A 24,736-nucleotide genomic window follows, 5' to 3' on the forward strand; every position below is an offset into this window, starting at 1 on the left:
TTGATCATGAAAAAGATAGCTTTCATAATATACGGTTTTTCAGCTTTGCTGCTGGCTTGTACAGGAAGTAAACCTGATACCGGGGAAAAGGAAAAGGCCGTAACGGATACCAGCAATGCCCATGAAGTACAGTTGTCGGCGGAACAGCTGAAAAATGCAGGTATTGAGCTGCATATGCCGGAAACAAGGGACATGCATACGACAATTAAAGTAAATGGTGTAGTGGATGTGCCACCACAGAATATTGTATCGGTAAGTTTCCCCTTAGGTGGCTACCTGAAACAAATGCAGTTATTGCCGGGCATGCAGGTAAGCCGCGGACAGGTACTGGCCGTGCTGGAAGATCCGCAATATATACAGCTGCAGGAAGACTACCTGGTGGCTAAAAGCAAGCTTCATTTTCTGGAAACGGATTTCGCACGCCAGAAAGAACTGAATGCTTCAAAGGCCAATAGCGATAAGGTGTTTCAACAGGTGAAGAGCGATTATGAAAGCCAGCAGGTGGTGGTGAAGGCACTGAGTGAAAAGCTGCAACTGTTGCAGATCAATCCCGACAAACTTAATGCGGGTAATATCAGCCGTAGCATAGCGGTGCATGCCCCTATCAGCGGATATGTGTCTAAAGTGAATGTAAATCCCGGCAAGTATGTAAGTGCTACGGATGTTTTATTTGAACTGATCAATCCGGCCGACATTCATTTGAGCCTGACAGTATTTGAAAAAGATGTACTGAACCTCGCCGCTGGTCAGTCGGTGGTATGTTATGCCAATAATAAACCGGAGGAAAAGTACCATGCTAAAATACACCTAGTAGCCAGGAATATCGGGGATAATCGTTCCAGTGAAGTACATTGCCATTTTGATAAATCTGATAAGCGCCTGATACCGGGTATGTTCATGAATGCAGAAATTGCAGTAAATAATGCATCGGTTACAGCCGTACCGGATGATGCAGTGGTGAAGTGGGAAAATAAATGTTATGTGTTTGTAGCAGATACTAAATCACAGTTTACGATGACACCGGTAGAAATCGGTCATACCAATGATGGTTACACTGAAATTAAAACACCACTTCCTGCCAGAGATGTGGTGGTGAAAAATGCATATACCCTGCTGATGAAGATGAAAAATAATTCGGAAGAAGAATAGTGGGGAAGCGGTATGGTATACATATCATCAGAAGGGCTGTTCTTTAGGAACAGCCCTTTTTTATGCTGCTATGGCAGCCATTGTAACAAGAATTAATATTTAGATAATATACACCAAAGCTTTTTGCTGTTAAGTTTGCTAACGGAAAAAGCAGGTCGTGCATGATATTATCTTTATCGGAATTATCAGATGAGTTGTTACTGGAAGCGTGCAGGCTGGGAGATGTAAAAGCTTTTGATGTGTTATTCAGTCGCTATTCTACCCGGCTTTACCACTATGCGCTTAAATACATTCATGATGAGGCCGTGGCAGAAGAAGCCATGATGGACCTGATGTTATGGGTGTGGGAAAAAAGGGAACAGCTTCCTGCTGATATCCATTTTGCGCCCTATATTTATCGTGCTATGAAAAATGCCGTGATCAAACTACTGACACGGAAATCAGCAGTTACAATTCCTTTGCAGGAAACTATCACCTGTGCTGATGGGGCGGACAACCGTATCCTTTCTGAGGAGCTGGACAGGGCTTATGCAGCCACACTGGATGAATTGAGCAGCCAGCGCAGATTGGTGTATACCCTTAGCCGTCATGAAAAGATGAGCCATGCAGAGATCGCAAAAGAAATGAACCTCTCTCTCTTTACCGTCAAGAATCATATAAAGGCATCCCTTTCTCATTTTCGCCGTCACCTGAAGGATTATGTAGACATGACTACTGTTGTTCTGCTTTGTTTTTTCCTGCGTTAAAAAATATTTTGTTCTCCATTAGCCCCTCCCGCACTTTTTGGGCCTTTCTATATTGAGTGACTGCATTAGCAGTTCACTCCTGTAAACATGGCAAATTTTGTTAGCAAAGCACTTATACTGAAATACCTGGATAACAGGTGTACGCCACTGGAAAAAGAACAGGTGGAGCAGTGGTTGCAATTACCCGGAAATGAGCAGGTACTGGATGAAATATTAACGGAGAAACTGCCGGATGATATACTGGCAGGGGCAGCTGTTGACGTAGCCGTAGAGAAGATGGAGACGTGGCGAACAACTTTGCAGCAGCGTATGCTCCCTCCGGTACCTAAGGGGGGAAGGATTAAAAAAATGTTTTTTCGCCAGGTGGCTATCTGGGCTACCGTGTTATTTGGTATCGGTTATTACGCCGTGCAGCAGATGGGGCGGCAGCGATCCGGTATTGCTACAGAAGCACTGATGGTGAAAAGAAATGCCATGGGGCAGCGGGCCTCCATTACCCTTACGGATGGCTCTGTGATTATGCTTGGCGCAAATAGTCAGCTCACTTATCCTGAAACATTCAATGGCAATACCCGTGAGGTAACACTGGATGGAGAAGCATTTTTTGAGATCAGCGAGGACCCGCTGCACCCTTTTATTGTTCATACCGGCGATGTGCAAACCAAAGTACTTGGTACCTCTTTCCGGATCAGCGCTTTTAGTGGCGCTCCGCTCACAGTGGCGGTGGCTACGGGCAAGGTAAGGGTAGATCAGCAGCGCAACGGAGGATGGATGGAACTGGCGGTACTCACCCCCGGAAGGCAGGTAACCTGGAATGGAAATTCGAATAGTCCGGTGGTAGCAGCGGTAAATGCCGCCGATATAACAGGATGGAAAACCGGACGCCTGGTATTCAATAACAAAACATTGCAGGAAGTAACTACAGAACTGGAACGATGGTATAATGCAGCGATTGTTTTCCGTCAGCCGGAAAAAGCGCAGGAGCGCATTACAGTAACACTTTTCAGTGGCGCCTCCCTGGAAAAAACACTACAGACACTAGCGGTGGGCAGCAACTTCAAATACACGATCAACGGAAAGCAGGTCATTATTCAATAACATCTTAAACGAAATTATGCATTAAAAAAAGTACGCAAAAAAAAACGTTCCTGTTTGCCTGGACAGCCTACAGGAACGCTTATGTATCCTTCCATTACCCGTTATGTTTTGGACGACGAAACAGGTAAGGAAAAACCGGACATTGATTTGTCCGGCTGCTAACAGATTTACCGGAAAACCGGTTTAACCAGTAACAATCAAAAGTATGAAAAAAGGATTAAAACATGATCCTTTAGGATGTTTTGTGGCATCCATGCCCAATAATCATAACCATGCGCCGGAGGCTGAGAAGGCCGCAGGCCTGTCGTCTGCGGGTATCAGGCGCTTGCGCACAATCTACTTCCTGATGAGATGCTCATTTATCTTCCTGGCTATCAAATTCAGTCTTGCCGGGCTGTTGTATGCAGCGGGCATAAAAGGCCAGGACCTGGATGCCAGACTCAACCTTCACCTGGAAAAGTCCGGTTTGAAAGAAAGCCTGCTTGCCATTGAAATGAAAACGGGCGTACATTTTCTGCTGCCGGAAGAATTGCTGGCAGGGGTTAAGAAAACAGTTACCGTACACCGGGAGGAAATCAGTGTAAAACATGCACTGGATGAAATTTTACTAAATACAAATCTTGCTTACCGGGCCGTCAACGGGTATGTAGTAATTACCCGAAAACCGGTACCTGTTAAAATCACCGGGAGAGTAACGGATGGTAAAACAAAAGAACCGCTACCGGGTGTTTCCATCCGGGTAAAAGGCGGCCAGGCCGGTGTGGCAACGGATGCCAACGGATTCTTTACCCTGATGGTGCCGAAAGAAGGGGCCACGCTGGTAGTGGCCTTCCTGGGATATGAAACCAGGGAAATTAAAGTAACGGCACAATCCGGCCACCTCAATATTGTATTAACCGTTTCTTCCCGGCAACTGAGTGCAGTAACGGTAGAAGCACGGCGGAAAACCAATACGGAAATCACCGTACTGCAGGAAAGAAGGAACGCGGCTATCGTACAGGATGCAATCTCTGCACAGCAGATAGAACGTACCGGAAGTATTACTACTACACAGGCATTGCAACGTGTGAGCGGGGTAACGGTAACAGATGATAAGTATGTAGCCATCCGTGGTTTGGGCGACAGAAGTGTGATCGGCCAGCTGAATGGTGCCAGACTGGCTTCTTCAGATCCCGACCGCAGTGCTATCCCTTTAGACCTGGTGCCTGCTTCCTTGCTGGATAATATCACTATCTACAAAACTGTAACACCAGACAAACCTGCAGATGCTGCTGCGGGTATCGTAGAACTGAAAACAAAATCCGTTCCCGATAAACAAACACTGGAGATCATCGCACAAACAGGTTTTAATTCAAACATCGGTATAGGAGGGCGTGTGAACAGCTTTTATAACAGCGAGCTTGGTTTCTTTGGTCAGAAAGTAAACAATAAAAATCTTTCGCGCGACTTCCTGGACCTTTCCACGCAATACCCGGGTGGACTGGCGGATATACAACGGATGCTGGCCAGCAGTAATGGTCACCCTGCTGCCGAAAAAGAAGCGGCACGTATCAATGGTATCATGCACCGCTTTGATCCGGTGATGACCACCCGCTTCAAAACGGCCCCGCTGAACCAGTTATATTCCGCTACCTATGGTAATAGCTTCAAGATATTCAGGTCGCACCGCATTGGTATTATTGGGGGCGCTAATTATTACCGGCGCGCCACAGATGTATATGGTGGTGATCTTACACAATACAGTATCTACCAGGGTGTGATTACCGGCAATCCGGATGTATACAGCCCCCGAAATATTCCTAACTATATTACGCCCAACAACCTGTATATGGGCAAGTACCAGACCTATAAGGAAAATACCGGTACAGAAACCCTTAACTATGGAGTGTTGGGCGGCCTCACCTATCAGTTCAATCCCCGCCATGAGGTGAGCTTTCAATACCTGGGCAGCTGGGGCAGCGAGGCACAGGCGATCAATATGAATGGAAAGTATGAATATACCGGTTTGCCGGGGGATGTAGCCAGCACTATTTATTCGCTGAAACAAACCCGCCGTAATCTCAATACCTATAATTTCCAGGGAGAACACAAACTATTGGCAGGGGAGTATGCTCCCCGGTTAAGCTATAACCTGGCTACCTCTACTTCCAGTCAGAATGATCCAGATTTCCGGTTTATTACACTCACGGATTACACGCCCCGTGGTGGTGGATGGTACAGGCAACCGGTTATTGAGGCTCCCGGCGGTGCAGGAGAGGAGTATGTATATACGAAAAACCTTTATGCGCTCAACTCTGGCTATGTAAACGGATTCAGTACATATGGCATCATTCAGGCAGAACCCAACGGACGCCGTTGGAGAAAGCTGGATGAAACCAACTATAACTATAAGGCAGACCTGGCAATACCTTTTAAAATACTAGGCCACCGGCAGGAGTTTAAAACAGGGTTTAACTACCTGAACCGTGATCGCAAATTCAGGGAAAACATGCTCTTCCTGCCAGGTTCTAATTTCACCCCCTATGGTGCAGTGCCCTTGTATGCTGTGGAAGGCAACCTCGACAGGCTGGTAAGCCCCGAAATAATCGGTATCCGCCCCCGCTCGGGGAATACCAGTGAAGGTGCCAGCCCGGTGGGTGGATTCATGTACAACAGTCAGAAATCACCGAACAACTATACCGGATTTTTTGAAACAACGGCTTTTTACGGTATGTTGGACCTGCACCCGATCGAAAATTTACGTTTGGCCGGTGGGGTTAGATTTGAACGCACCAATATCCAGTCTGCAGTAGATACCTCCAATGTATTCCTGGACCCTGCACTTACAAAAAAAGACGGGAACGGGAATGCAGTACCAGTGGTGTTGATCAATCCTAATACGGTATACAAAACCACTTACAAACCATACTATTCCGCCAATCTTACCTATACATTCAAGAGCAATATGAACTTCAGGCTGGCCTACAATACTACACTGGCAAGGCCGGAACTGCGGGAGCTGACAAATGTATTCGAGTTTGATGCTTTCCAGATGGGACTGGTAGTAGGCAATCCCAAACTGGTGAACCAGCATACGGAAAACCTGGATTTCCGCTGGGAGTGGTTCCCTGCTGCAGGGGAGGTAATCTCTGCATCCCTGTTTGGCAAACGGATCAATAATCAACTGGTAAAAGTATTCAGTCTGAAAACAGATGGGCTGGCTGCAAAATATCCGGAGTATCCTACCATCCAGTTTCAGAACGATCCTAATACCGGTACAGTGTGGGGAATGGAGCTGGAACTGGTAAAAGACCTGGGCAAAATATGGGAGCCGGCTAAATACTTTTTCTTTGGCTCCAATTTATTACTCGCACAGAGCAATATCAAAAAAACAAAGGAGCGCTATGATGCCAATAAATCACTGGACAGGCATACTCCTGAAAACAGCCCACTCTTTGAGCAGGCGCCGTATTCTGTGAATCTCTGGCTTAATTACAACAACAAATCATCAGGTACCGATCTTACAGCCACCTTTAATATGGTAGGAGAACGGCTTATACAGATCAATCTCACCGGTGAACCAGACCTCTACACCCGGCCTGTTCCGGTGCTGGACTTTGTGTTCAGCCAGCGCCTTACCAAACGTGTCCTCTTTAAAGGATATGCTAAAAATATACTGAATCCTGCTGTTGAAACAGTATATGCCAATCCGGGTTCTGGTGGCTTATGGTATGGAGGAAAATACATCAACAGGAGCTTCAAAAGAGGCAGCGAGATTATGATGGGCTTTACGGTAAACCTGTACTAAATAATAAACGTATCAAGCATGAAATATAATTATGCAAGACTGTTCCACCTGATCTGTCTGTGCGCATGGCTGTTGTCTGCCTGCAAAAAAGATAAACTGGATCATGCACGTGATAACAGGATCATTAAAGACGGGCAGGAAAATTCCGGGGTACGCCTGGTAAATACCAATGGATATAATCAGGTGATTGTAAACGGTGATACACTCACCAACTATGTAGTCATTACCGATCCGCCGGAGCCCGGTACTAATCCCTGGGAATATCCCGGTACCCGGTTCTTTCCTAAAAATGGGAAGTTGGGAAATACCTGGTATCTCCCCCGGTCGCTATTATTGCAGGATGGTACGGCTACGGTAAAAGTGGATATCCGGAGTGCGAAGCAAGCTGCCTATAATATGGAGTTTAAAGTACAGGAAGATTATAATCTGCCAATGGATTATTACCTGCTGAAAACAAAAGAGGAGCCTTATATTGTGGAATCGCCACCATCGGTAGTGGCTGTTCCGCGTGGTGTGATTGCACCTGCCCGTCCGGACCATTTCAAGATCCGGGTAGTGAATATGGCTGCCCGTTTAACCTCACAGTTTCAGGATGTAGAAAATGTGGCACTACCCTTAACACTTACCTGGGCAGATGGTACAAGGGTAAACCCTGCTACCAGCAATATTGCGCCGGGGCATTACTCGGAGTATATAGAACTGCCTTATGGTACCTGTCAGTTCAAATTGCTGACGCCTTCCGGTACGCAGGTAACAGCTATGCCATACAACTTTACGGAAGGCATAGATGTAATAGATCCTGCTACCTCCACCATTACCAGGCCCGCATCGGGGCGGCCACATACCGTGACCACAGCGCTTACCTTCGCTCCGGTGATGACTTATCAGCCGGGCGGAATCTATACCATTTATATTGCTCCGAAAACGATCACCATTCCATACTATAATGGCAATCCGGGTGAAACGGTTACGATGGTACAGAATGCCTTTGATGTGATAACAGATGCCAGTCTTCCGCTGAATAACACTTATGCCAGGGTACAATGGGTAAATGCATTACCAGGAAGTAAGGGCCTGTCACTGCGCCTGAACGGACAAAAGCTGGGAGCTGCACCTGCCTTTGGAGAAGTAGGGGAATATGCTGCCTGTATTGTAGGGAGTGCAGAGCTGATTACAGCAGATGCTGCCGGCAAACCACTGGCTACCCTGTCGTATGCACTGAAAGAAGGCCTGAACTATACTGCATGGGTACACGAAGATACCGCGGGAAAAGTGGCTATCACGATGGTGTCCAACAACCTGAGTGGTACTTACACCCGGGTGGGGGATAATGGCCAGGATGCCACCTATAGTGCTTACAAAAAAACATACCCTTTTGATATCCGCTTTATGAACTTCTGTAAAGACCTGCCTTACGTCACCTTCACGGAGGCTAATGGACAGTCTTTTGGGAATCGCCTGTGCGAAAATCTGCAGCCCGGTATAGTGCCGTTTGGAGAAATACCTTATATCGGAAAGGGGGCAGCTTCTCCGGCTTACGAAGTAAAGGTGTACCGTTCTTCCCCCCAGGTAGTGCCCGGTACCTGGTTGTCCGACATCCCATCCATACCTAGCCGTGCGCTGATTGCACAGCCTGAATTGTATGTGCGCGGTACATTGCCCATGCATGAGCCGGGTATTTATACCATCGCACTGATTGGAGGATATAAACAGGGCACCCCTGCCGGAGAGAAAGCGCGGATGATTATTGTTAAACATACCAAATAGGAATATGTACAAGCTACTTATACGATACGCAATTGCAGCGGGCCTGTTGTTAGGAATGGCCGCATGCAGCAAAGTGGAATATACCCGCATCGATGCACCTGCCTACCTGCGGGTATTCAATAACCTGAATTACTCCATCGGGCTGGCCAATAAAGATCAGCGTCAACCTTTTCTCACCATGTTGATAGACCCGGTGATGGATGCCGATGGTATACCGGCAGGGGCAGCTATTGTGGGAGATTTTCTGGATCAGCGCGACTGGTATGCACCGCCTTATCCCTCTCACGTAGGCAGCAGCACCTCAGTTAATAATCCGGAATATCCCGGAAAAGAAAATGTACTGGTAGGCCCGGTGCTGAACGGTTTTGATCTTTCCAGCTGGGCACAGATCCCGTCAGGCAAACACCGTTTTATGTTCATGTACCGGCCCCGGAATACCGTGCCGTTTGGTCAACTGGAAGCAAAACTCAGGAATATTGTATTGCTGGATACCACGATCACCCTGATTGAAAAAGAAGTATATACCATGCACATCCTGCAAAAGGATTTTGAGACTAAAGAGAATGGCATCCTGGTAAGGAAAGAGCAATTTCATAAACTCCCCTTGTCGGATTCCATGATGTATGTCAACTTCTACAACATGAGCGCCAAAGGTTTCTGGAATTCGGATGACAACCGGAAGCCTACTTACAACATCGGGGCCTTACTGAACAATGGTATCAAGGATCACGCCAACGTATGGTATTCTCTTTTCAAAGGGAACAGCCTGTCCAGTCCGCTGCCCGCTTACCAGTTCCGTTTTCTCACGGCTATACATAGAAATACTTCTTCCGATTCGGTAGCTACCTATTTCAGTATCCCGCTTTTTGCAGATAGTGCTTCCAACGGTATCCACACTGGTGTATGGCAGCGCTTTTCTGTGATGGCAGTAGGGATGGACCCATCTACGAATCCATATAATGATAACGCCAACAATACCTATGGTAACTATGGCATCATCACCTGTTACAATAATGGTTTGGACAAACCGGTTAGTGAAAGAAAAGCCTGGATGTTGCCAAATATGCTGGTCAATATCCACTCCGGCGTTTACAATCCCCGTTCGTTCGCTACCGTGAATACCATCGAGATTGTAAACGGTGTCGCTTATCTCACCACGATACAACGAAAATATCCACCACCGGTTTATTGAGGTAAAGGATATTATCATTCACACACAAAACAACCAGGGATGAAATCATATTATCATCATTTATACAAACTGTTATTATGCCTGCTGCCCTTTGTGGTTTCGTGCAAGCATGAGCAACTGGAAATATACACAGAGCATGTCAGCTACAGGCCGGGTGGCGACTTCATTAAAAACAACTACGACCTCTCCATGTTTGCAGCAGCGATTGAAAAAGCAGGACTCATGGAAGAACTGAACGGACCAGGTCCATTCACTATACTGGCACCCAGTAACCAGGCTTTTTATGAACTGGGCTTACAACGGCCCTCTGATTTTGACCGCCTGAATAAAGACAGCCTCCGTTTTATGATGCAGTATCATGTGCTGAACAGAAGACTGAACACACGGGATATCCCGGTAAAGGGTGTGGACGTTAGGTATGCTACACTGGCGGATGGAAAGGAGATCTATGTATCCAACGAAACAAATGGACCTTTATACAACCGTTATCATTTCAATGGTTCATTAAGCACTCCTGCTGATGTGACGATTACCAATGGTACGCTTCATGTGCTCAATAAAGTAATGAAGTATGAAAAGGGTACGGTGAGAGACTGGCTTGAAAAGCGGAAAGACTACAGCATCATTACGGCTGCATTTAAAAAATTCGGTTTCTGGAAACTGCTGGCAGAGGATGGCCCGTTTACCGTGTTTGCACCGGATAATGCAGCTTTTGAAAAAAGTGGTATTGATATAGCCGCCATCGAAAAAATGGATACCAGCGCCTTTTATGGCAACCGCTTATTTGGTGTGTATATACAACGCGTCCGTAATTATTTCATCTCAGATTTTATCGTGTTTAAGACAAATAACAATGAGTATTCCCTGTCCGATTATATCTACGGTGATAATTATTACCTGACCATGCAGGCGGAAGAAGCATGGCCCAAAAAAGATTTGTTGTTTTCGGTGATGGTGCGTACGGCAAAGGATTATCCTTATGAGGTATTGCCCAAAGCCGATGGTTGCGAATTAGCCAGGAGAGACAATCTGACAGATAATGGTATTGTTCAACCAATGGTGACGCTGGCGGTGCAGCCCAAAGATGCCACCAAATAAAACAGGGTAAACGACCTAAAACATTGTATCATGAATACTGCAAAAAAAATATGGCTGGCACTGGTCATCATTATCATATCAGCTGCCTGCAGAAAGGCAGAATTTATGCCGGCACCTGAAGGAGTGAAAGTGGCTTATGAAGAGATAGACAGTACGCTGCTGGACGTATTGAAAAGGCCTGAATACTCCCTTTTCAACAAAGCCTGGAATAAAAGTAATATGAATGGGTTGCTGGCGAAAGAATGGACCAAAACAGCACAGTTTACGCTGCTGGTACCGGATGATGCGGCTATGCGCAAAGCAGGATTGGATAATGCCGGTATTGATGGCGCATCAAGGGAACAACTGGACAGCCTGCTGATGTATCATACCCTGAGTGGTAAAGTGGAGATAACCGCCATGCAAACGCAAGTGGGAAACATACAATGGTCCACTTTGCTGCTCAATCCTTTGTATACCGAAATGTTGAATAGTCACGGCTCTGCCGTAACTAAGGAGATGCCCTACCGCTACCGCCAGTTTCTGGCACTTACATCGGAAGGACAATTGCTGGTCAATGGGATAAAGGTGGGTAAGCCTGCTCCTATAGCCGCCAGAAATGGTGCGGTATGGCAGGTAGACAGGGTATTGAAACCAGCCAGGAAGAACCTGTTACAAACGCTGGAAGCGGATGGTCGCTTTACCTTATACCTGGAAGCATTGAGACTGAGTGATAGTCTTTATGAAACCATCCCTGAACTCTACCCATATTCCATCGGAGAATATTGGTTTGCCAAAACACGGCTTAATACCACGATAGCAAGGATGGATTGGGGTTGTGAGTGCATCGTGTATGAGTTCGGGAAATTGGGCAGGGGGGGGCGGATGGCCCTGTTTGCGCCTACTGATGATGCTTTTCGCCGGGTAGGATTGCGCAATGTGGATGATCTCCGTGTATTAAACAATCGGTTTAAACCATACATGAATGAACAATATGCGATGGTAGGCCATGCGCCGCTGGATTCCCTGCTTTCATTCCATGCCTGGGGCATACAACGGGGCATGCTGGCCGTAGGTATTCCCCCGATTTTTTACGCTAATGATTTTATACCTGCCATCATGGACCAGATAGTACTGGGTGATGGACAATCAACAGGAGTAACGGTGGAGCTCCCTTTACGTTTCTCAAAAGATGGCAATGGTCGTGTGCAGTTGCAGGTAAAAGGCAGTACCGCCGAAAAGGCTACCATCATTGACCCCGATATCGAATGCATCCAGGGGCCTATTCATGTGGTAGACAGGTTGTTGATCCGTCCAGGCTTTTCTTTCTAAACAGTAACAAATTTTTATGCGCTTTAAATATCTATCTACCGCATGTATGCTGATAGCAGCAATTTTCCTGCTGCCGGGATGCAGCAAGGACGACAACATCCGGCTGCGGGATAATAACATCCTGCCATCTGTAGTGACGGATAATTTTAATCTCAAAACGTTCAGTACTGCACTGGAACGTACCGGGCTCACTAAAGTAGTATCGCAGAAAGGGCCTTTTACCCTGCTGGTACCCTCAGATGTCGCTTTCTCAAAAGCGGGCATTGATGGTCCGGGAGGCGTTATTGGCACCAATAGTGCCTTGCTGGAAAGCCTTACAGCCTATCATATCCTGGAAGGGGTGTATAGGCTGAATGAACTGCCTTTCCTGTTTAACCAGGAGATCACTTCTTATGGAGGAGGCAAACTATATATCACCAGGTGGATTAAGGCACAGGATACTATCCTGACCGTAAATGGCAGCCGTATTTTGCCACAGGCCACTACGGCTTCCAATGGATTGCTCCAGGTAATAGACCGGGTACTGAAACCTTACCGTTTTGAATACCTGGCAGATGCAATAGCAGCTGATCAGAGCCTGACACTTTTTTACCAAGCCCTGCAACGGGCAGGTATGGAATCACTGCTCCGCAAAAAAGGACCTTACACGGTTTTTGCACCTACCAATGCGGCGATGATCACCTATGGCTATGCTTCACTCGAGGCCATCAACCAGGCCAGTCCAACAGCACTTGCTGCGCTCCTGCGATATCATATCGTGGCCGACCGGCGCTTTCTGAACGATTATATACTCAGTACCGGTAGCACAGCCACCAGCACACAGGCCATGATAGATGATAATACCGTCAAGATCACACTGATCCCCAACAATGAGGTACAGGGCGGATATGAAGGGATTACACTGCAAGGGTCCGGTAATGGCAACACGCAGATCAGGATTGTTCAGCAGGATATCATTACCGGCAATGGTGTATTGCATACGATAGACCAGGTATTGAGGATTACACAATGATAACTCACTAATAGCAGCATCATGAAAATACAATTACGAACCATATATGGCCTGTGGAAGATCTGCCTGGCAGTTTACCTGCTGGTATTACCCTTCACCGGTCTGGCACAGGAAACGAGCGGCGGTATTACCGGTAAGGTAACGGATGAAAAAGGAGCACCACTGGCAGGGGCAGATATCATTGCCCTGCACATTCCTTCCGGTACACCTTATCCGGCAAACAGTAATAAAGACGGACGTTACCGTATACCCGGCATGCGCCCTGGAGGGCCATATGCTATCACGGTAACTATGCCCGCTATGGCAGCTGTGCAGTTTGATAATATCACGGTTAAACTGGGAGAACCACTGCTTTTTAACATCGTTATGAAAAAAGGGGTAGAACAATTGAAGCAGGTGGAAGTAACGGCATCCAAACGGAAGTCGCCTAACGCCAGCGCATATGGTACCGGGCAGAATATCGGGAACGAACGTATCCAGCATATGCCGGCTATCAACCGGAGCATTCAGGATATCACCCGCCTGGTGCCACAGGGAAGTAAAGACAACAGTTTTGGTGGTACCAACTTCCGGTATAATAACGTGACCATAGATGGTGCGATCAATAATGATGCGATCGGTTTCAGCCCTTCCATGGGTGGGCAAAGTGGTACTTCCGGACAACCCGGCAGCAGCACCCGTACCAATCCGGTGTCATTGGATGCTATTGAGGATATACAGGTATACCTGGCACCTTATGATGTGAAGATTGGTAATTTCACAGGGGGGAGCATTAACGCGGTAACCCGCAGCGGTACCAACTACTGGAGTGGTTCCATCTATGGTTTTGGCCGTAATGCGGCACTCATCGGAAAAGATAAACAGGGGTCTTCCGGTAAAATGCCAGACAGCTTTGAAGATTACCAGGCAGGCTTCCGACTGGGATTTCCGATTATCAAAAACAAACTTTTCTTCTTCACCAATATGGAACTTACCCGCCGCACGGATCCCGTGCTGCTCAAAGCAGGTATGGCGGAAACTGCTTCCATACTAACCGAACAGGATGCCACCGATATTATCAACGCTACAAAAAGCCGTTACAGTGCTTTTGATCCGGGTACTGCCGGAGCGTATAACACGTCTTCCCGCTCGGAGAAAGTATTTACCCGGCTCGACTGGAACATTAACGCCAGGCATCAGTTGTCATTGCGCAACAATACCATCTTCTCCAATGCCACGCATATGGACAGGGATCAGCAGGACTTTCGTTTCAGCAGCCTGGCATTCCGGCAAAACAACAACCAGTCAGGTACCGTGGCTGAACTGAAGAGCCGTTTTTCCAATACGGTATCCAACAGCCTGGTAGTAGGATATACTTCGGTGAAGGATAACCGGGATCCGCTTAGTAACCCTAATCTTCCACAGGTGCAGATCATGGGCCGCTCTCCGGGTACTACCATCTATATTGGTACAGATCGGGAAGCTGCAATCTTCAATATGAAACAGCGTACACTGGAAATTAGTAACAACCTTACCTGGACTAAGGGTAATCATACGTTGTTATTTGGTACACACAACGAATTGTATAGTATTGATTATGGTTTTGTGAACAGCTGGAATGGCCGTGTGGATTACCTGAGCATTGCCGATTATATTGATAACCGGCCCTTCCGTGTACGGGGTAGTTATAATTATACGAATAATTCAAGGGATTATATCCTGGCCAATCCTGCGGCGGTATTTAACGTGAATATGTATAGTCTCTATGTGCAGGACGAGATTCAGTTGAATGACAAGGTGCGTATTACTCCCGGATTGCGTGCCGACTATACACACCTGCCCACCAAACCGGAGCTGACAGACAAAGTGAGCCAGTCTCCTGCAGATCCTTTCTTCGGATCCAGTTATTACTATACTCCCCTGAGCCGTCTTACGGGCAACTATCTGAACCGGGTACAGCTATCACCACGTATTGGTATCCGTTATGATATCCTGGGGGATCAGTCGCTGGTGCTGCGTGGTGGTGCGGGGATCTTTACGGGCCGGATTCCTTTTGCATGGCTGGCATATGCCTATTACAATAATGGACTTTCCTACGGATCATTTGACCAGCGTGCCCAGCAAAAACCATTTACACCAGGCACGGATGCCAATAAACCCGGCAATAATGGTATTGCGGATTTTGTAGAGCAGAATGGTGTAGTGATCAATAATCCGAATGCAGGTAAAACACAGGTAGACCTGATTGACAATAACTTCACCATGCCCAGGGTATTACGTACCACGCTTGCATTGGAGCATACAACTGCCAGCCAGTGGAAATTCAGCATAGAAGGGATGCTTACAAAAACGTTGAAGGATGTGTTTTTTCAGCAGGTGAATATTACCGACAATCCCATTTATTATAAGTATGATACGGACAGACAACAGCCCATTTACAAGGGAACTATCAACCCTGCATTTTCAAATGCTTACCTGTTGAGTAATACCAATAAAGGGATGCGCTATAGTATCACAGCTACGGTCAACAAAACATTTGTACCCGGCTTCTCCGCTTCAGGCGCTTATACCTATGGCCAAAGCAAGGATGTATTTAACGGCGTACGTAATTCTATGGAATCCAACTGGCAGTTGAACCAGGCGCTGAATCCCAATAATGCAGACCTGGCCTATTCTAATTTTGATATCCGTCACCGGATGGTTTTCAATATAGATTACCGTAAAGCCTGGAATGATAAATGGATCAGTTCCCTGCACCTGTTTGTAAGCGCACAGTCCGGCAGTCCCTTTACCTATGGAATTGTTAACAACAGTATCCAGGGATTACCGCAGCAGGTGAGCCTGGCATATATCCCTTCTGCAGAGAACGCCATTCATTTCTTTGGCGACTATACGGAGAATGGCGTTACCGTTACCGCTGCCCAGCAGGCGGCTGCCTTCAACAGTTTTGTAGATGGTAACAAGTATCTCAGCAGCCGGCGTGGGAAATTCACAGAAAGGAATATGGGCAGAACCCCCTGGAATGTACAGGCTGATCTGCACTTTGCACAGGAGTTCCATTTTAATGGTAAGAAGACGCATTTTATCAGTTTTACCATAGATGTGATCAATCTGACCAATATGATCAATTCCGGATGGGGTGTGCAATATTTCTCTCCCAATACCTTCAACTCTTCTGCCAGTACCGGGTTGATCCCTACGGTGTATCCACCGCAGCAGACCAAAGAAGCTACGCCATTATATCGTTTCAGCAATCCCGGTGAACCTTATGCCATTGACTATTTTGGTTCAAGAGCGCAGGTGCAGTTAGGCGCACGTTACACTTTTTAATATGATAAACACAGCATCATGAAGCAAGTAATAAATCATATCATCGTTTGCTGCCTGTGCAGTATAGCGATACTGATATCCGCCTGCAAAAAAGAAAAGCAGCCGGAACCGGAACCGATGCGGGTAGAAAGTTTTTATCCTAACAGTGGTAAAGATGGTACACTGGTGACGATTGAAGGAAGTGGCTTTCCGGTGAACCGGGAAAATGTGAAAGTGCTATTTTCTGGTAAAGAAGCCTCCCTGATCAGCTTACAAAAAGAAAAGGTAGTGGTACAGGCTCCTGCAACGGGGGCTACCGGTGTGATCACCTTTATGGAAGGAGATCGGAAAACGGAAATAGGGACTTATACTTATCAGGCCCTGAGTGTGCAGGGAATCTTTCCAGGCAACGGACCTACTGGTTCGCATATACGTATCCGTGGAGAAGGATTTAGCAGTACCACCTCACCGGCGGTAGTAAAGATCAATAGTAAAAAGGCGAGTGTGGTAAGTGTGAGTGACACCCTGCTGGTAGCTGAAGTACCGGAAGAGGCGGGGAGTGGAGCGGTTGTAGTGGAGGTAGATGGTAAAACAGCCGCAGGGCCCGGATTCCGTTATCAGGCCATTAGTAATGTGAAACCGTTGACTGGCGGTGCAGGTACCCGGGTGGTGATTAAAGGGATCGGTTTTGAAAACATAGGAGCCAATAACAAGGTGGATTTCAACGGACTTACTGCCGAAGTAAAGGAAGCCACTGCTGATCAGCTTACAGTAGTTGCGCCGGTTAATCTTACTACAGGACCATTGTCGGTTACCATCAACGGGCAGAAGATTACCGGCCCGGCATTTACGGTAGTACCACCTCCGGAAATATTCAAAGTGACCCCGCTCAGCGGTCCTGCAGGACAAGTAATGACCATCACGGGGCTTCACTTCAGTGAGGTACTGGACGAGAATATTGTGAAGATAAATGATAAGCCCGTGCCCGTTAGAGCAGCCACTGGATCATCATTAACCCTTACTATTCCCGGTGGTACCGGCAACGGAAAGATCCAGCTGTCAGTAAATGACCAGATGATAGCAGGGCCGGAATTTAAAGACCAGGCGCTGGGTATTGTGAGTATGACACCAGATAACGGGTTGGCAGGTTCGCAGGTAACGATTAATGGTACTGGTTTCAGTGCGCAGGCAGCAGAAAATATCGTAAAGTTCAATGGAGTAGTTACCCCTGTGATCAGCGTAAACGGGGACGGTACCGAGCTGGTCGTAAATGCCCCTGCCGGGCTTACAACAGGTCTTGTAAGTATCAGCCGTGGTACACTCACGGCAGAGAGTCCGGTACGCTTCAGAAGGGCTGGTATGCTTACCATAGCCGGAGGACCTGAAAGTAACTTATTACCTGCCAGTATGTCTGCTCTGGTGATGGACTCTAAAGGCAACCTTTTTGTAACAGCGGGTACGGCGGTGTGGAAGATCACACCTGACGGACAAGCGAAGGTATTTGCAGGTAGTGCTACAGAAGGTGTATGGGGAGGTGTGGATGGTACCGGTACCAAAGCCCGTTTTTTTAATGTCCGCTCACTTGCCATTGACCCCAAAGACAATCTGTTTGTAACAGACATGGAAAATGTCCGCAAAGTAACTCCTGCTGCAGAGGTGACTACGTTTGTCAAACTCAGCTTTTCCGGCGGAAGTATCTCTATTGATAAGGATAATAACCTGTATGTTACACAAAGCTACAATGGTATCACCAGGATCTATCCTACAGGAGCTACAGAAAAAGCCGTGAACAGAAGTGCGAATGATCCCTGCCGTCCTGCCATAGATGCTAATGGTACCCTGTATTTCACTTATGATACCTATGAACCGGGTATTGTCAGGTATGCCAAAAATAATACCCAGTCGATGCTGTTTAACGTATCCGGTTACCTGGACGGGCCTATCAATACCGCTCAGATTTCCTATGATGCCTCCGCTCTGCTTTTTGATGCAGGTGGCAACATGCTGATCATGGATAAATACAACCTGGCTATCCGTCAGGTGAACTTTGTTACCAACCAGGTAAGCACCCTGATGAAATTAACCAGAGGATTTGCAGATGGCAGCTTCTCTGAAGCTAAAATGGGAAGCATCAAAGACATGTTCCTCGATAAACAAGGAAATATATACCTGTTAGATACTGATAATAAAGCTATCAGGAAGGTTTTTCTTCAATAATGGATGAGGTGGTTGAATAAATCCTGATGGGCTGTTCTTTTCAGAACAGCCCTTTTTTTGTGAAAAGTATTGATATCCAGGTTGTTATTATGTTTTTTGTAGTTAAATCCGCTGCCAGTATAGGTTACGTTATAGATAAGGTAGACATAAGGTAGACATAAAGCAGTGATAAAGTAGAGATAAGGTAGACATAAAGATGTCTGCCTTATCTCTGCCTTATCTATCCTTTAATACTATTTTATAACTGCTTTAATTATGAGGCTTACTACTGTGGATATACTCAATTGTGGCATTTGTCTATATTTTAGGGGGTAATTGTGACAAGGGGGATATGAGGGTAGGCTCATTTTAGAGTAACAGCGTATTCCTGCCCGGGTAACTTTCGTGTATCTTTAAGGGGAGTTGTGTTATGCGCCAGGTATGAAGGAAGGGGGATTTGTCAGAAGGAGAAAAGATGCTTTTAAGAATTTAAAGAAATACGAAATGAAAGAGTTATCCGATGTAGAAATGTTCAAAAGTTTATTGAATTTGGAAATGGAGGGAGCGTATATTGATTTGCACAATGACTATGATTGCCATAATGTATTGTACGATTTTGAGGAACAATATCTTAAGCTTTTTTTTGCAGGAGATAAGAGCCTGATACTGGAATTCAGAGATGTTGTAATAACGAAATTAAATCTACAGCTACAGGAAACATCAGGTAGGGGTACACTTAATAGTTTTTATAGAGGACGTTTTGAAATTAATGGAACATTATATGAGGCCTCTGAGGAAGGAAGACGATATTTTTATCTTGAATTTGAAGGAGGAGATGCACTGGAATTATACGCCAATGATGTCTTTTTATTTGAAGAGGATGAGCCAATTAAATGAGAAAACTGGGTTTACTTAGTAATGGTATTATAAGAAAATACCTGTTACCCCAGGTTATACCAGGTCAAATGCGGTAGCAAACTTCATTAGTTGAGCGAAGGATTCGGCTTCTATTTTGCGATGGATGTTTTTGCGGTGGGTATCCACGGTGTATTTAGTAATAAACAAGATGTCTGAAATTTCAGCAGAAGATTTTCCCTCGCAGAGTAGCGAAATAATTTCTTTCTCCCGTTTAGTCAGCCGGGCAAATTTCTTGTAATTGTTGGCGATATATTCATTTTCATCCAGCACCTTTGTTACTTTATTCATCAAAGTACCAACTCCTTCCACCGGGCTGGAAAGCATAATCAGCTGGTCTTTGCCACCTGGGGTCAACTGGGGCAAAAATTTGCAAACGGTATAGAACCATCTGTGTTTTTCTTCCTTATATAGTTTTACGCGCTGGAAAAAATTAAATTGTTGGGTGGCAGCTCCTTTATCCTGGCAGTAATTCAAAATGCCTGGCAATACCTGGTCAAGATCTTCCTGAACAAAAAACAGATCATAGTATTCCTGCTTCATGGCGTTCAACGCTTCCAGTTCAACACCGAGCCTGTGAGATCCCCATTCGTTCATATAGGTAATTTCCTGGGGCACTCCTGCCTCCAGGTGATGTATCATCACAGAGGCTGGCAAAACGGCGGCAATATCCGGAATATCAAACTGTTGTTGTGTAATATTCCGTTCTATCTGGTATAGTTTCTGTTCAATGTCCTCAAACTCATTCATAACATGCTATAGGGTTGGTTGCTAAAAAAATACTGCAGTTAACTGCAAAATCCGGCTGCGTATGCGATGAATATAGAAAAATTCTGGTAAAATACCTATTAATCGGTATTGCACAACCCCTTTTGATCGATTAGCTTGCACCCCTGATAAGGTCATGATGAAAACCAATTAAACCAGTACACGTAGAGGGACCCAGGCAGTTGAATGAATCCTGCAGATCATAGCCCTTAATTTAAATGTTTTTATATGAAAAAGATCCTGCTGATGCTTTTTGCAGGGCTGTCATCTTATTGTGTGTATGCCCAGTCTGTTACAGTGCCTACCTTAGACACCTCTTTGCTTGATGCCGGAGAATTGGGAGCACTCCGTTCCGATAATATTAAAAAGGAACTCTCCGCTATCGCATTTATTGATGCGGATGGTGAAAAAGGCCAAGGCGTTTTTCTTGATAAAGATCTGTTGCTGACCAGTTACTCGCTCGTAGCTAATAAAAACAGTGTCCGGTATTATGTGCAGGGCGATCCGGTGGAAAGAAGCATAGCAGGGTATGTCGTGGCCGATGAAGCACATGGCCTCATTTTATTAAAAACAGCTGACATCCACGATAATAGCATCGTTTCTCCCTATTATTCCTCTCAAATGCTTCCACCAGCTATCACAAGAGATTTGGTGGTATATTATCTGTCCCGGCAAAATACGGATACTTATCAGATTGGCCGGGCATCTGTACCCAAGCCGGAATATCCCGGAGTTCGCAGATTTGAGCACTACCACTTAGTGCCTATGGATTACAAGGGTGCAGAGCCGATCAACGGCTGCGTGATTTTATCTTTATATGGCACTACCCGTGGCCTAATGGTATATAAGGAAGGAAAGCCTTTTCTGGCAAATGCATTACTGATGCAATCCCTGCTATTTCATAAAGGGCTTGATGTGAAAAGAACAGGTGATCTGCCGCTTGCGTATGCAAAACAAAAGAAAAGCAGTAAATCCACGTTATATAAAGCAGCTGTCAGTTACGATAGAATGATCAACGGTCGGAAAGGTGTATATGACCGTACTACGCTTAATTACATCAAACGTGGTCATTCATCCTTATCCCTTTACTTTACGCATACTCCTTTAAATGTGTACCGTTCTACACTTTTTAATCCCAATCTGCAGATGATAGACCTGGAAACGGGCATGATTTACAGACCGGAAGAGCGGGAAACTGATGACAGCCACAGGGTATATACGGGTACCAGCTATTTTACCTCATTTCATTTCGCCAATGTGCCGCCATCTGTTAACCGGGTCATGTTTTTCAACATACCTGAAAAAGTATGGGACTATATGAAAGAAGTGGGTTACAACCGGCCGGATTATTTTAATCCGTTCTTTAGTACTGTACTGCTGAATAACTTTTCGGGGATCAAAAAAGCTGATTATGACCTGGATGAAAACCGGGCTGATGAAGGCACAATCGCATTTTATTTGCTAAAAAACAGTAATGCCCGTGGTAATGCTAAAGTGTATGTAAACGGTAAAGAAGCTGGTAGCCTTGACCGTTATTATAATAACCCGCAAAATGAAGGGTATTGCGGATTAGATGCTGCGATTACGCTCCGGCTGAAAGCAGGAGAATATAAATATAAAGCGGTTGCCGGCAACAAAGCAGTAATAGAAAGGAAATTCAGGGTAGAAGCCGGAAAATGTACCAGCATTCAGATTAAGTTTTAATTATCAGTCATGCGAATTATGAAAATATTTCTCCATCAACTGCCGGGTTTGTTTGTTTTCTTCCTGGCTTTATCCGGGGGGCTTTGTGCACAAACTACCGGTGCCGGCTATGTGTCTGGGATTGAATCAAAAGCCCGTGAGATTAAACAGTTGCAACAGGACATGGACAATCTTAAATCCCAATTGGCGAAGTTAGATGCAGACAAACTGAAATCCATCAGGAATGCAGAGGAAAGCCTGCGACAGGCTACACAAAGAATTAATAACGATGCTTCCTGGAAGAACCGGCTGCAGACAGCCCGGAACGGCTGGGAGGAATTTAATCCCGGAACCTGTTCTGCCGGTGGCCCACCACCTATTTGCCCGGCTAATCACTGGTTTAAAAGCAATGTACAGGATGCCATGAAAAGGTACAATGAATACAGGGACAAATTTTTGAAACCTTACCAGGAAGCTATTGACCGGGCAAAAATGTCGGGAGAGAGTGAAAAGGAAGCTATCCGGAAGGAAGAACAACGGAAATTGGACAGGATCCCGATATTAAAAAATGAAATGAATGAACTGAGCAGAAAGTACAAGGAGCATATCAAAGAAAAGGCAGGTGAGTTATCTACCGGTTACGGAAAAGAGCTGGTACGGTCAGTTGCCGAAGTCCATTTCCAGGAATCTGTGATCCGTAAGTATCAGGAGCAAATAGAAAAGAACAGGAATGAGGAAATAGAAAATAAGGCAAAAGCCATTGAAAAGGTATCCCGTGAGATGGAAGACCTGGTAAAAAAACTGCAGTCAGACATCTTGATTCTGGAGCAGGAACAGCAAAAAAGGGTAACCGCTATCGATGATGAGATCGCAGTAATCAATAAAGCTATAATGGAGCTGCAGGCAAAGATCCGGGAACAGGATACCAGGCTGAGCCAGCATAAAGGAACAGAGCGGGAGCGGCTCGCTATGGAAGAACGGCGTAATGAATTGCAAACAGCAGTGTATGCCGAACAAAAAAAGGTGGCAGCAGCAAAAAGTAAGCTTCAGGACCTCAATACACAATTCACGTATGAAAAAGATCTTTTGAATAAAAAGGTCAACAGCACCAGGCATGGTACTTATGATGCCAAACAGCAGGCACAGCAGATAGTGGAAGCAACCTTTAAAGCAAAACGGGAACTCTTGCAATCCTCCCTTACGCATGCCGCTACATTGCTGGAGGCCCGGAAGCGCGCTTTTCAGGCCCGCGAAAATGACCTTAATAAAAACTACAATAACTGGGCCGGCCGGGTGGATGTTGAATGTAAACGTATCCTTGTTGCCTGTCAGTCAGTGGCTGCCAGCTGCTATGGTGCAGAAGTACCCGGAGAAGCGAACCTTGTCTGGAACAAAACAAAAAGTTGTATTGGTAATATAGAGGGGATCAGGAATGCAGGTAATGTGATATACGGTTGTGAAGAACTAAGCGCCTATTATGCCACCCTGACGGGATATTTAGATGGTACAGGTACTGCACAGAACGATATACAGCAACAGACCTTTAAAAACAGATTGGATAACATTTACAATTAATAAGTGATGAACCTGAAAAAGTGGATACTGCTGTTTTGCATCCTGGGTTTTATATCAGCCAGAGGGATCGCACAAACAGCTTTACAACAGGAAGCACAGGAACTCGAAAAACTGGCCACTGCCAAAAAATGGGATGCCGTTATCCTCCGGTCGCTAGACCTGGTTGCGGATGAACCAACTGCACCGCAGGGCCATTATTATACTGCGCTGGCACTTTATCATCAGCCTGATTTAGAAAAGGCAGCAACGTTTATAGATAATGTACTGATCTATGGCGATGCAAAATGGAAGGAAAAAGCAAGGGAGCTGTCGCAAAAAATAACACAATTAAAGGAACATTTTCCAGGGATTCAGCAACTGACGCATTTTGAAAACCTGACAGGGACTCAGTGGCATGCGCTCTGGAAGCTGGACAAATCCAATATCAATGCAGGGATCAGTGCAATTGAATGTTATGTACGGGAGAGAAATCCGACGGCAGCTGTCACAATCCTTGATGATCCTGAGTTTGCCGGGTTTCCCGGCGCCAAGGCATTACGCCAAAGATTGAAAAATGATAAGGAAGTAAGCACGGAAGATAAAGCAGTACAGCTGGAAAAACAGGGAGATACCTATTTTGCGCAGAAAAAATATGCCGAAGCCAAAGTGGTCTATGAAAAAGTTGCTGCAGCACTTAACCCTAAGCCTCAACGCATCACCAGTAAAATAAAAGATTGTGAAGACGAAATAGCATGGCAACTTGCCTTAAAGGAAAACCGCGTGGAGGCATTCGAGGTTTATTTAAACCGGAACTACCTGCTGCACCGGAAGGAAGCCCGCGCCAAGATCATTGATTACATGCGGGCACGGATTGAGAATTATGCCAAAAGCAATGAAATAACACTGGCAGAGGAAAGCTTTAATAAATACGTGCAGCAATACAAACCTGCCCGGGAGGAGGTGAAGGAATTCGAGGCTATTTTATGTGAACTGTATAAACAGCATATCTATGCCCTCAGTGATAGTAAATCCCGGAAGGAAATGCAGCAGAGGCTTGACCTGTATTATAAAGCACGCCAGATATGCGCCTTGTCAGAAGCTGATAAAAAAGAAATTTCAAAGCTGGAAAAGAAGTTGAAATAAATACCTGTTTGATAATAGTACATCTGATA

General features: G+C 45.8%; 16 protein-coding genes. 15 read left to right on the forward strand and 1 reads right to left on the reverse strand.

The window, feature by feature from the left end:
- The first annotated feature begins 6 nt into the window (after positions 1-6).
- From ABR189_RS06395 to ABR189_RS06450, 12 genes are all read left to right on the forward strand, one after another.
- The gene (locus tag ABR189_RS06395) at positions 7-1,149 is read left to right on the forward strand and encodes an efflux RND transporter periplasmic adaptor subunit (RefSeq protein ID WP_354659629.1); all 1,143 of its coding nucleotides are present in this window, start codon (positions 7-9) and stop codon (positions 1,147-1,149) included.
- A gap of 161 nt (positions 1,150-1,310) precedes the next feature.
- Positions 1,311-1,895: an RNA polymerase sigma-70 factor gene (locus tag ABR189_RS06400; protein WP_354659630.1), complete on the forward strand. Its 585-nt coding sequence runs from the start codon at positions 1,311-1,313 to the stop codon at positions 1,893-1,895.
- Positions 1,896-1,982: 87 nt separating this feature from the next.
- Positions 1,983-2,993 (forward strand): FecR family protein, encoded by a 1,011-nt coding sequence (locus ABR189_RS06405; protein ID WP_354659631.1) that lies wholly within the window; start codon positions 1,983-1,985, stop codon positions 2,991-2,993.
- A 205-nt stretch (positions 2,994-3,198) separates the two neighbouring features.
- Positions 3,199-6,780: a TonB-dependent receptor gene (locus ABR189_RS06410; protein WP_354659632.1), complete on the forward strand. Its 3,582-nt coding sequence runs from the start codon at positions 3,199-3,201 to the stop codon at positions 6,778-6,780.
- Positions 6,781-6,798: 18 nt separating this feature from the next.
- A complete protein-coding gene (locus tag ABR189_RS06415; RefSeq protein WP_354659633.1) occupies positions 6,799-8,547 on the forward strand; it encodes a hypothetical protein in 1,749 nt (582 codons plus the stop codon).
- A gap of 4 nt (positions 8,548-8,551) precedes the next feature.
- Positions 8,552-9,739 carry a hypothetical protein gene (locus ABR189_RS06420; protein ID WP_354659634.1) on the forward strand — a complete coding sequence of 396 codons (1,188 nt, stop codon included), beginning with the start codon at positions 8,552-8,554 and terminating at the stop codon, positions 9,737-9,739.
- Positions 9,740-9,778: 39 nt separating this feature from the next.
- A complete protein-coding gene (locus tag ABR189_RS06425; protein ID WP_354659635.1) occupies positions 9,779-10,837 on the forward strand; it encodes a fasciclin domain-containing protein in 1,059 nt (352 codons plus the stop codon).
- Positions 10,838-10,867: 30 nt separating this feature from the next.
- On the forward strand, positions 10,868-12,148 hold the full coding sequence (locus ABR189_RS06430; protein ID WP_354659636.1) for a fasciclin domain-containing protein: 1,281 nt from the start codon (positions 10,868-10,870) through the stop codon (positions 12,146-12,148).
- 16 nt (positions 12,149-12,164) lie between these two features.
- Complete coding sequence (locus tag ABR189_RS06435; RefSeq protein ID WP_354659637.1) at positions 12,165-13,160, forward strand: fasciclin domain-containing protein; 996 nt, start codon at positions 12,165-12,167, stop codon at positions 13,158-13,160.
- Positions 13,161-13,181: 21 nt separating this feature from the next.
- Positions 13,182-16,469 carry a TonB-dependent receptor gene (locus tag ABR189_RS06440; protein ID WP_354659638.1) on the forward strand — a complete coding sequence of 1,096 codons (3,288 nt, stop codon included), beginning with the start codon at positions 13,182-13,184 and terminating at the stop codon, positions 16,467-16,469.
- Between the two features lie 18 nt (positions 16,470-16,487).
- Positions 16,488-18,665 (forward strand): IPT/TIG domain-containing protein, encoded by a 2,178-nt coding sequence (locus ABR189_RS06445; RefSeq protein WP_354659639.1) that lies wholly within the window; start codon positions 16,488-16,490, stop codon positions 18,663-18,665.
- Between the two features lie 420 nt (positions 18,666-19,085).
- A complete protein-coding gene (locus ABR189_RS06450; RefSeq protein ID WP_354659640.1) occupies positions 19,086-19,541 on the forward strand; it encodes a hypothetical protein in 456 nt (151 codons plus the stop codon).
- A 54-nt stretch (positions 19,542-19,595) separates the two neighbouring features.
- On the opposite strand, the gene ABR189_RS06455 is transcribed toward ABR189_RS06450, so the two are convergent.
- Positions 19,596-20,309 carry a LuxR C-terminal-related transcriptional regulator gene (locus ABR189_RS06455; protein ID WP_354659641.1) on the reverse strand — a complete coding sequence of 238 codons (714 nt, stop codon included), beginning with the start codon at positions 20,307-20,309 and terminating at the stop codon, positions 19,596-19,598.
- A 246-nt stretch (positions 20,310-20,555) separates the two neighbouring features.
- Here ABR189_RS06455 and ABR189_RS06460 point away from each other — a divergent pair, with 246 nt between their 5' ends.
- The 3 genes from ABR189_RS06460 to ABR189_RS06470 are packed head-to-tail and all read left to right on the forward strand — an operon-like array spanning position 20,556 to position 24,707.
- Entirely contained in the window at positions 20,556-22,031 is a 1,476-nt protein-coding gene (locus ABR189_RS06460) for a hypothetical protein (protein WP_354659642.1), read from the forward strand.
- A 9-nt stretch (positions 22,032-22,040) separates the two neighbouring features.
- Positions 22,041-23,585 carry a coiled-coil domain-containing protein gene (locus ABR189_RS06465; RefSeq protein ID WP_354659643.1) on the forward strand — a complete coding sequence of 515 codons (1,545 nt, stop codon included), beginning with the start codon at positions 22,041-22,043 and terminating at the stop codon, positions 23,583-23,585.
- A 6-nt stretch (positions 23,586-23,591) separates the two neighbouring features.
- Positions 23,592-24,707, forward strand: coding sequence for a hypothetical protein (locus tag ABR189_RS06470; protein ID WP_354659644.1), 1,116 nt, complete (start codon positions 23,592-23,594; stop codon positions 24,705-24,707).
- The last annotated feature ends 29 nt before the right edge of the window (positions 24,708-24,736 follow it).

The organism is Chitinophaga sp. H8 (genome assembly GCF_040567655.1).
Classification (GTDB): domain Bacteria; phylum Bacteroidota; class Bacteroidia; order Chitinophagales; family Chitinophagaceae; genus Chitinophaga; species Chitinophaga defluvii.

Excerpts from the sequence above, each read along its gene's own strand:
- ABR189_RS06435 (WP_354659637.1), top strand. The coding sequence starts at position 12,165 with ATGCGCTTTAAATATCTATCTACCGCATGTATGCTGATAGCAGCAATT.
- ABR189_RS06465 (WP_354659643.1), top strand. The coding sequence starts at position 22,041 with ATGCGAATTATGAAAATATTTCTCCATCAACTGCCGGGTTTGTTTGTT.
- ABR189_RS06445 (WP_354659639.1), top strand. The coding sequence starts at position 16,488 with ATGAAGCAAGTAATAAATCATATCATCGTTTGCTGCCTGTGCAGTATA.
- ABR189_RS06405 (WP_354659631.1), top strand. The coding sequence starts at position 1,983 with ATGGCAAATTTTGTTAGCAAAGCACTTATACTGAAATACCTGGATAAC.
- ABR189_RS06395 (WP_354659629.1), top strand. The coding sequence starts at position 7 with ATGAAAAAGATAGCTTTCATAATATACGGTTTTTCAGCTTTGCTGCTG.
- ABR189_RS06415 (WP_354659633.1), top strand. The coding sequence starts at position 6,799 with ATGAAATATAATTATGCAAGACTGTTCCACCTGATCTGTCTGTGCGCA.
- ABR189_RS06440 (WP_354659638.1), top strand. The coding sequence starts at position 13,182 with ATGAAAATACAATTACGAACCATATATGGCCTGTGGAAGATCTGCCTG.
- ABR189_RS06400 (WP_354659630.1), top strand. The coding sequence starts at position 1,311 with ATGATATTATCTTTATCGGAATTATCAGATGAGTTGTTACTGGAAGCG.
- ABR189_RS06450 (WP_354659640.1), top strand. The coding sequence starts at position 19,086 with ATGAAGGAAGGGGGATTTGTCAGAAGGAGAAAAGATGCTTTTAAGAAT.
- ABR189_RS06425 (WP_354659635.1), top strand. The coding sequence starts at position 9,779 with ATGAAATCATATTATCATCATTTATACAAACTGTTATTATGCCTGCTG.
- ABR189_RS06430 (WP_354659636.1), top strand. The coding sequence starts at position 10,868 with ATGAATACTGCAAAAAAAATATGGCTGGCACTGGTCATCATTATCATA.
- ABR189_RS06460 (WP_354659642.1), top strand. The coding sequence starts at position 20,556 with ATGAAAAAGATCCTGCTGATGCTTTTTGCAGGGCTGTCATCTTATTGT.
- ABR189_RS06420 (WP_354659634.1), top strand. The coding sequence starts at position 8,552 with ATGTACAAGCTACTTATACGATACGCAATTGCAGCGGGCCTGTTGTTA.
- ABR189_RS06455 (WP_354659641.1), bottom strand. The coding sequence starts at position 20,309 with ATGAATGAGTTTGAGGACATTGAACAGAAACTATACCAGATAGAACGG.
- ABR189_RS06470 (WP_354659644.1), top strand. The coding sequence starts at position 23,592 with ATGAACCTGAAAAAGTGGATACTGCTGTTTTGCATCCTGGGTTTTATA.
- ABR189_RS06410 (WP_354659632.1), top strand. The coding sequence starts at position 3,199 with ATGAAAAAAGGATTAAAACATGATCCTTTAGGATGTTTTGTGGCATCC.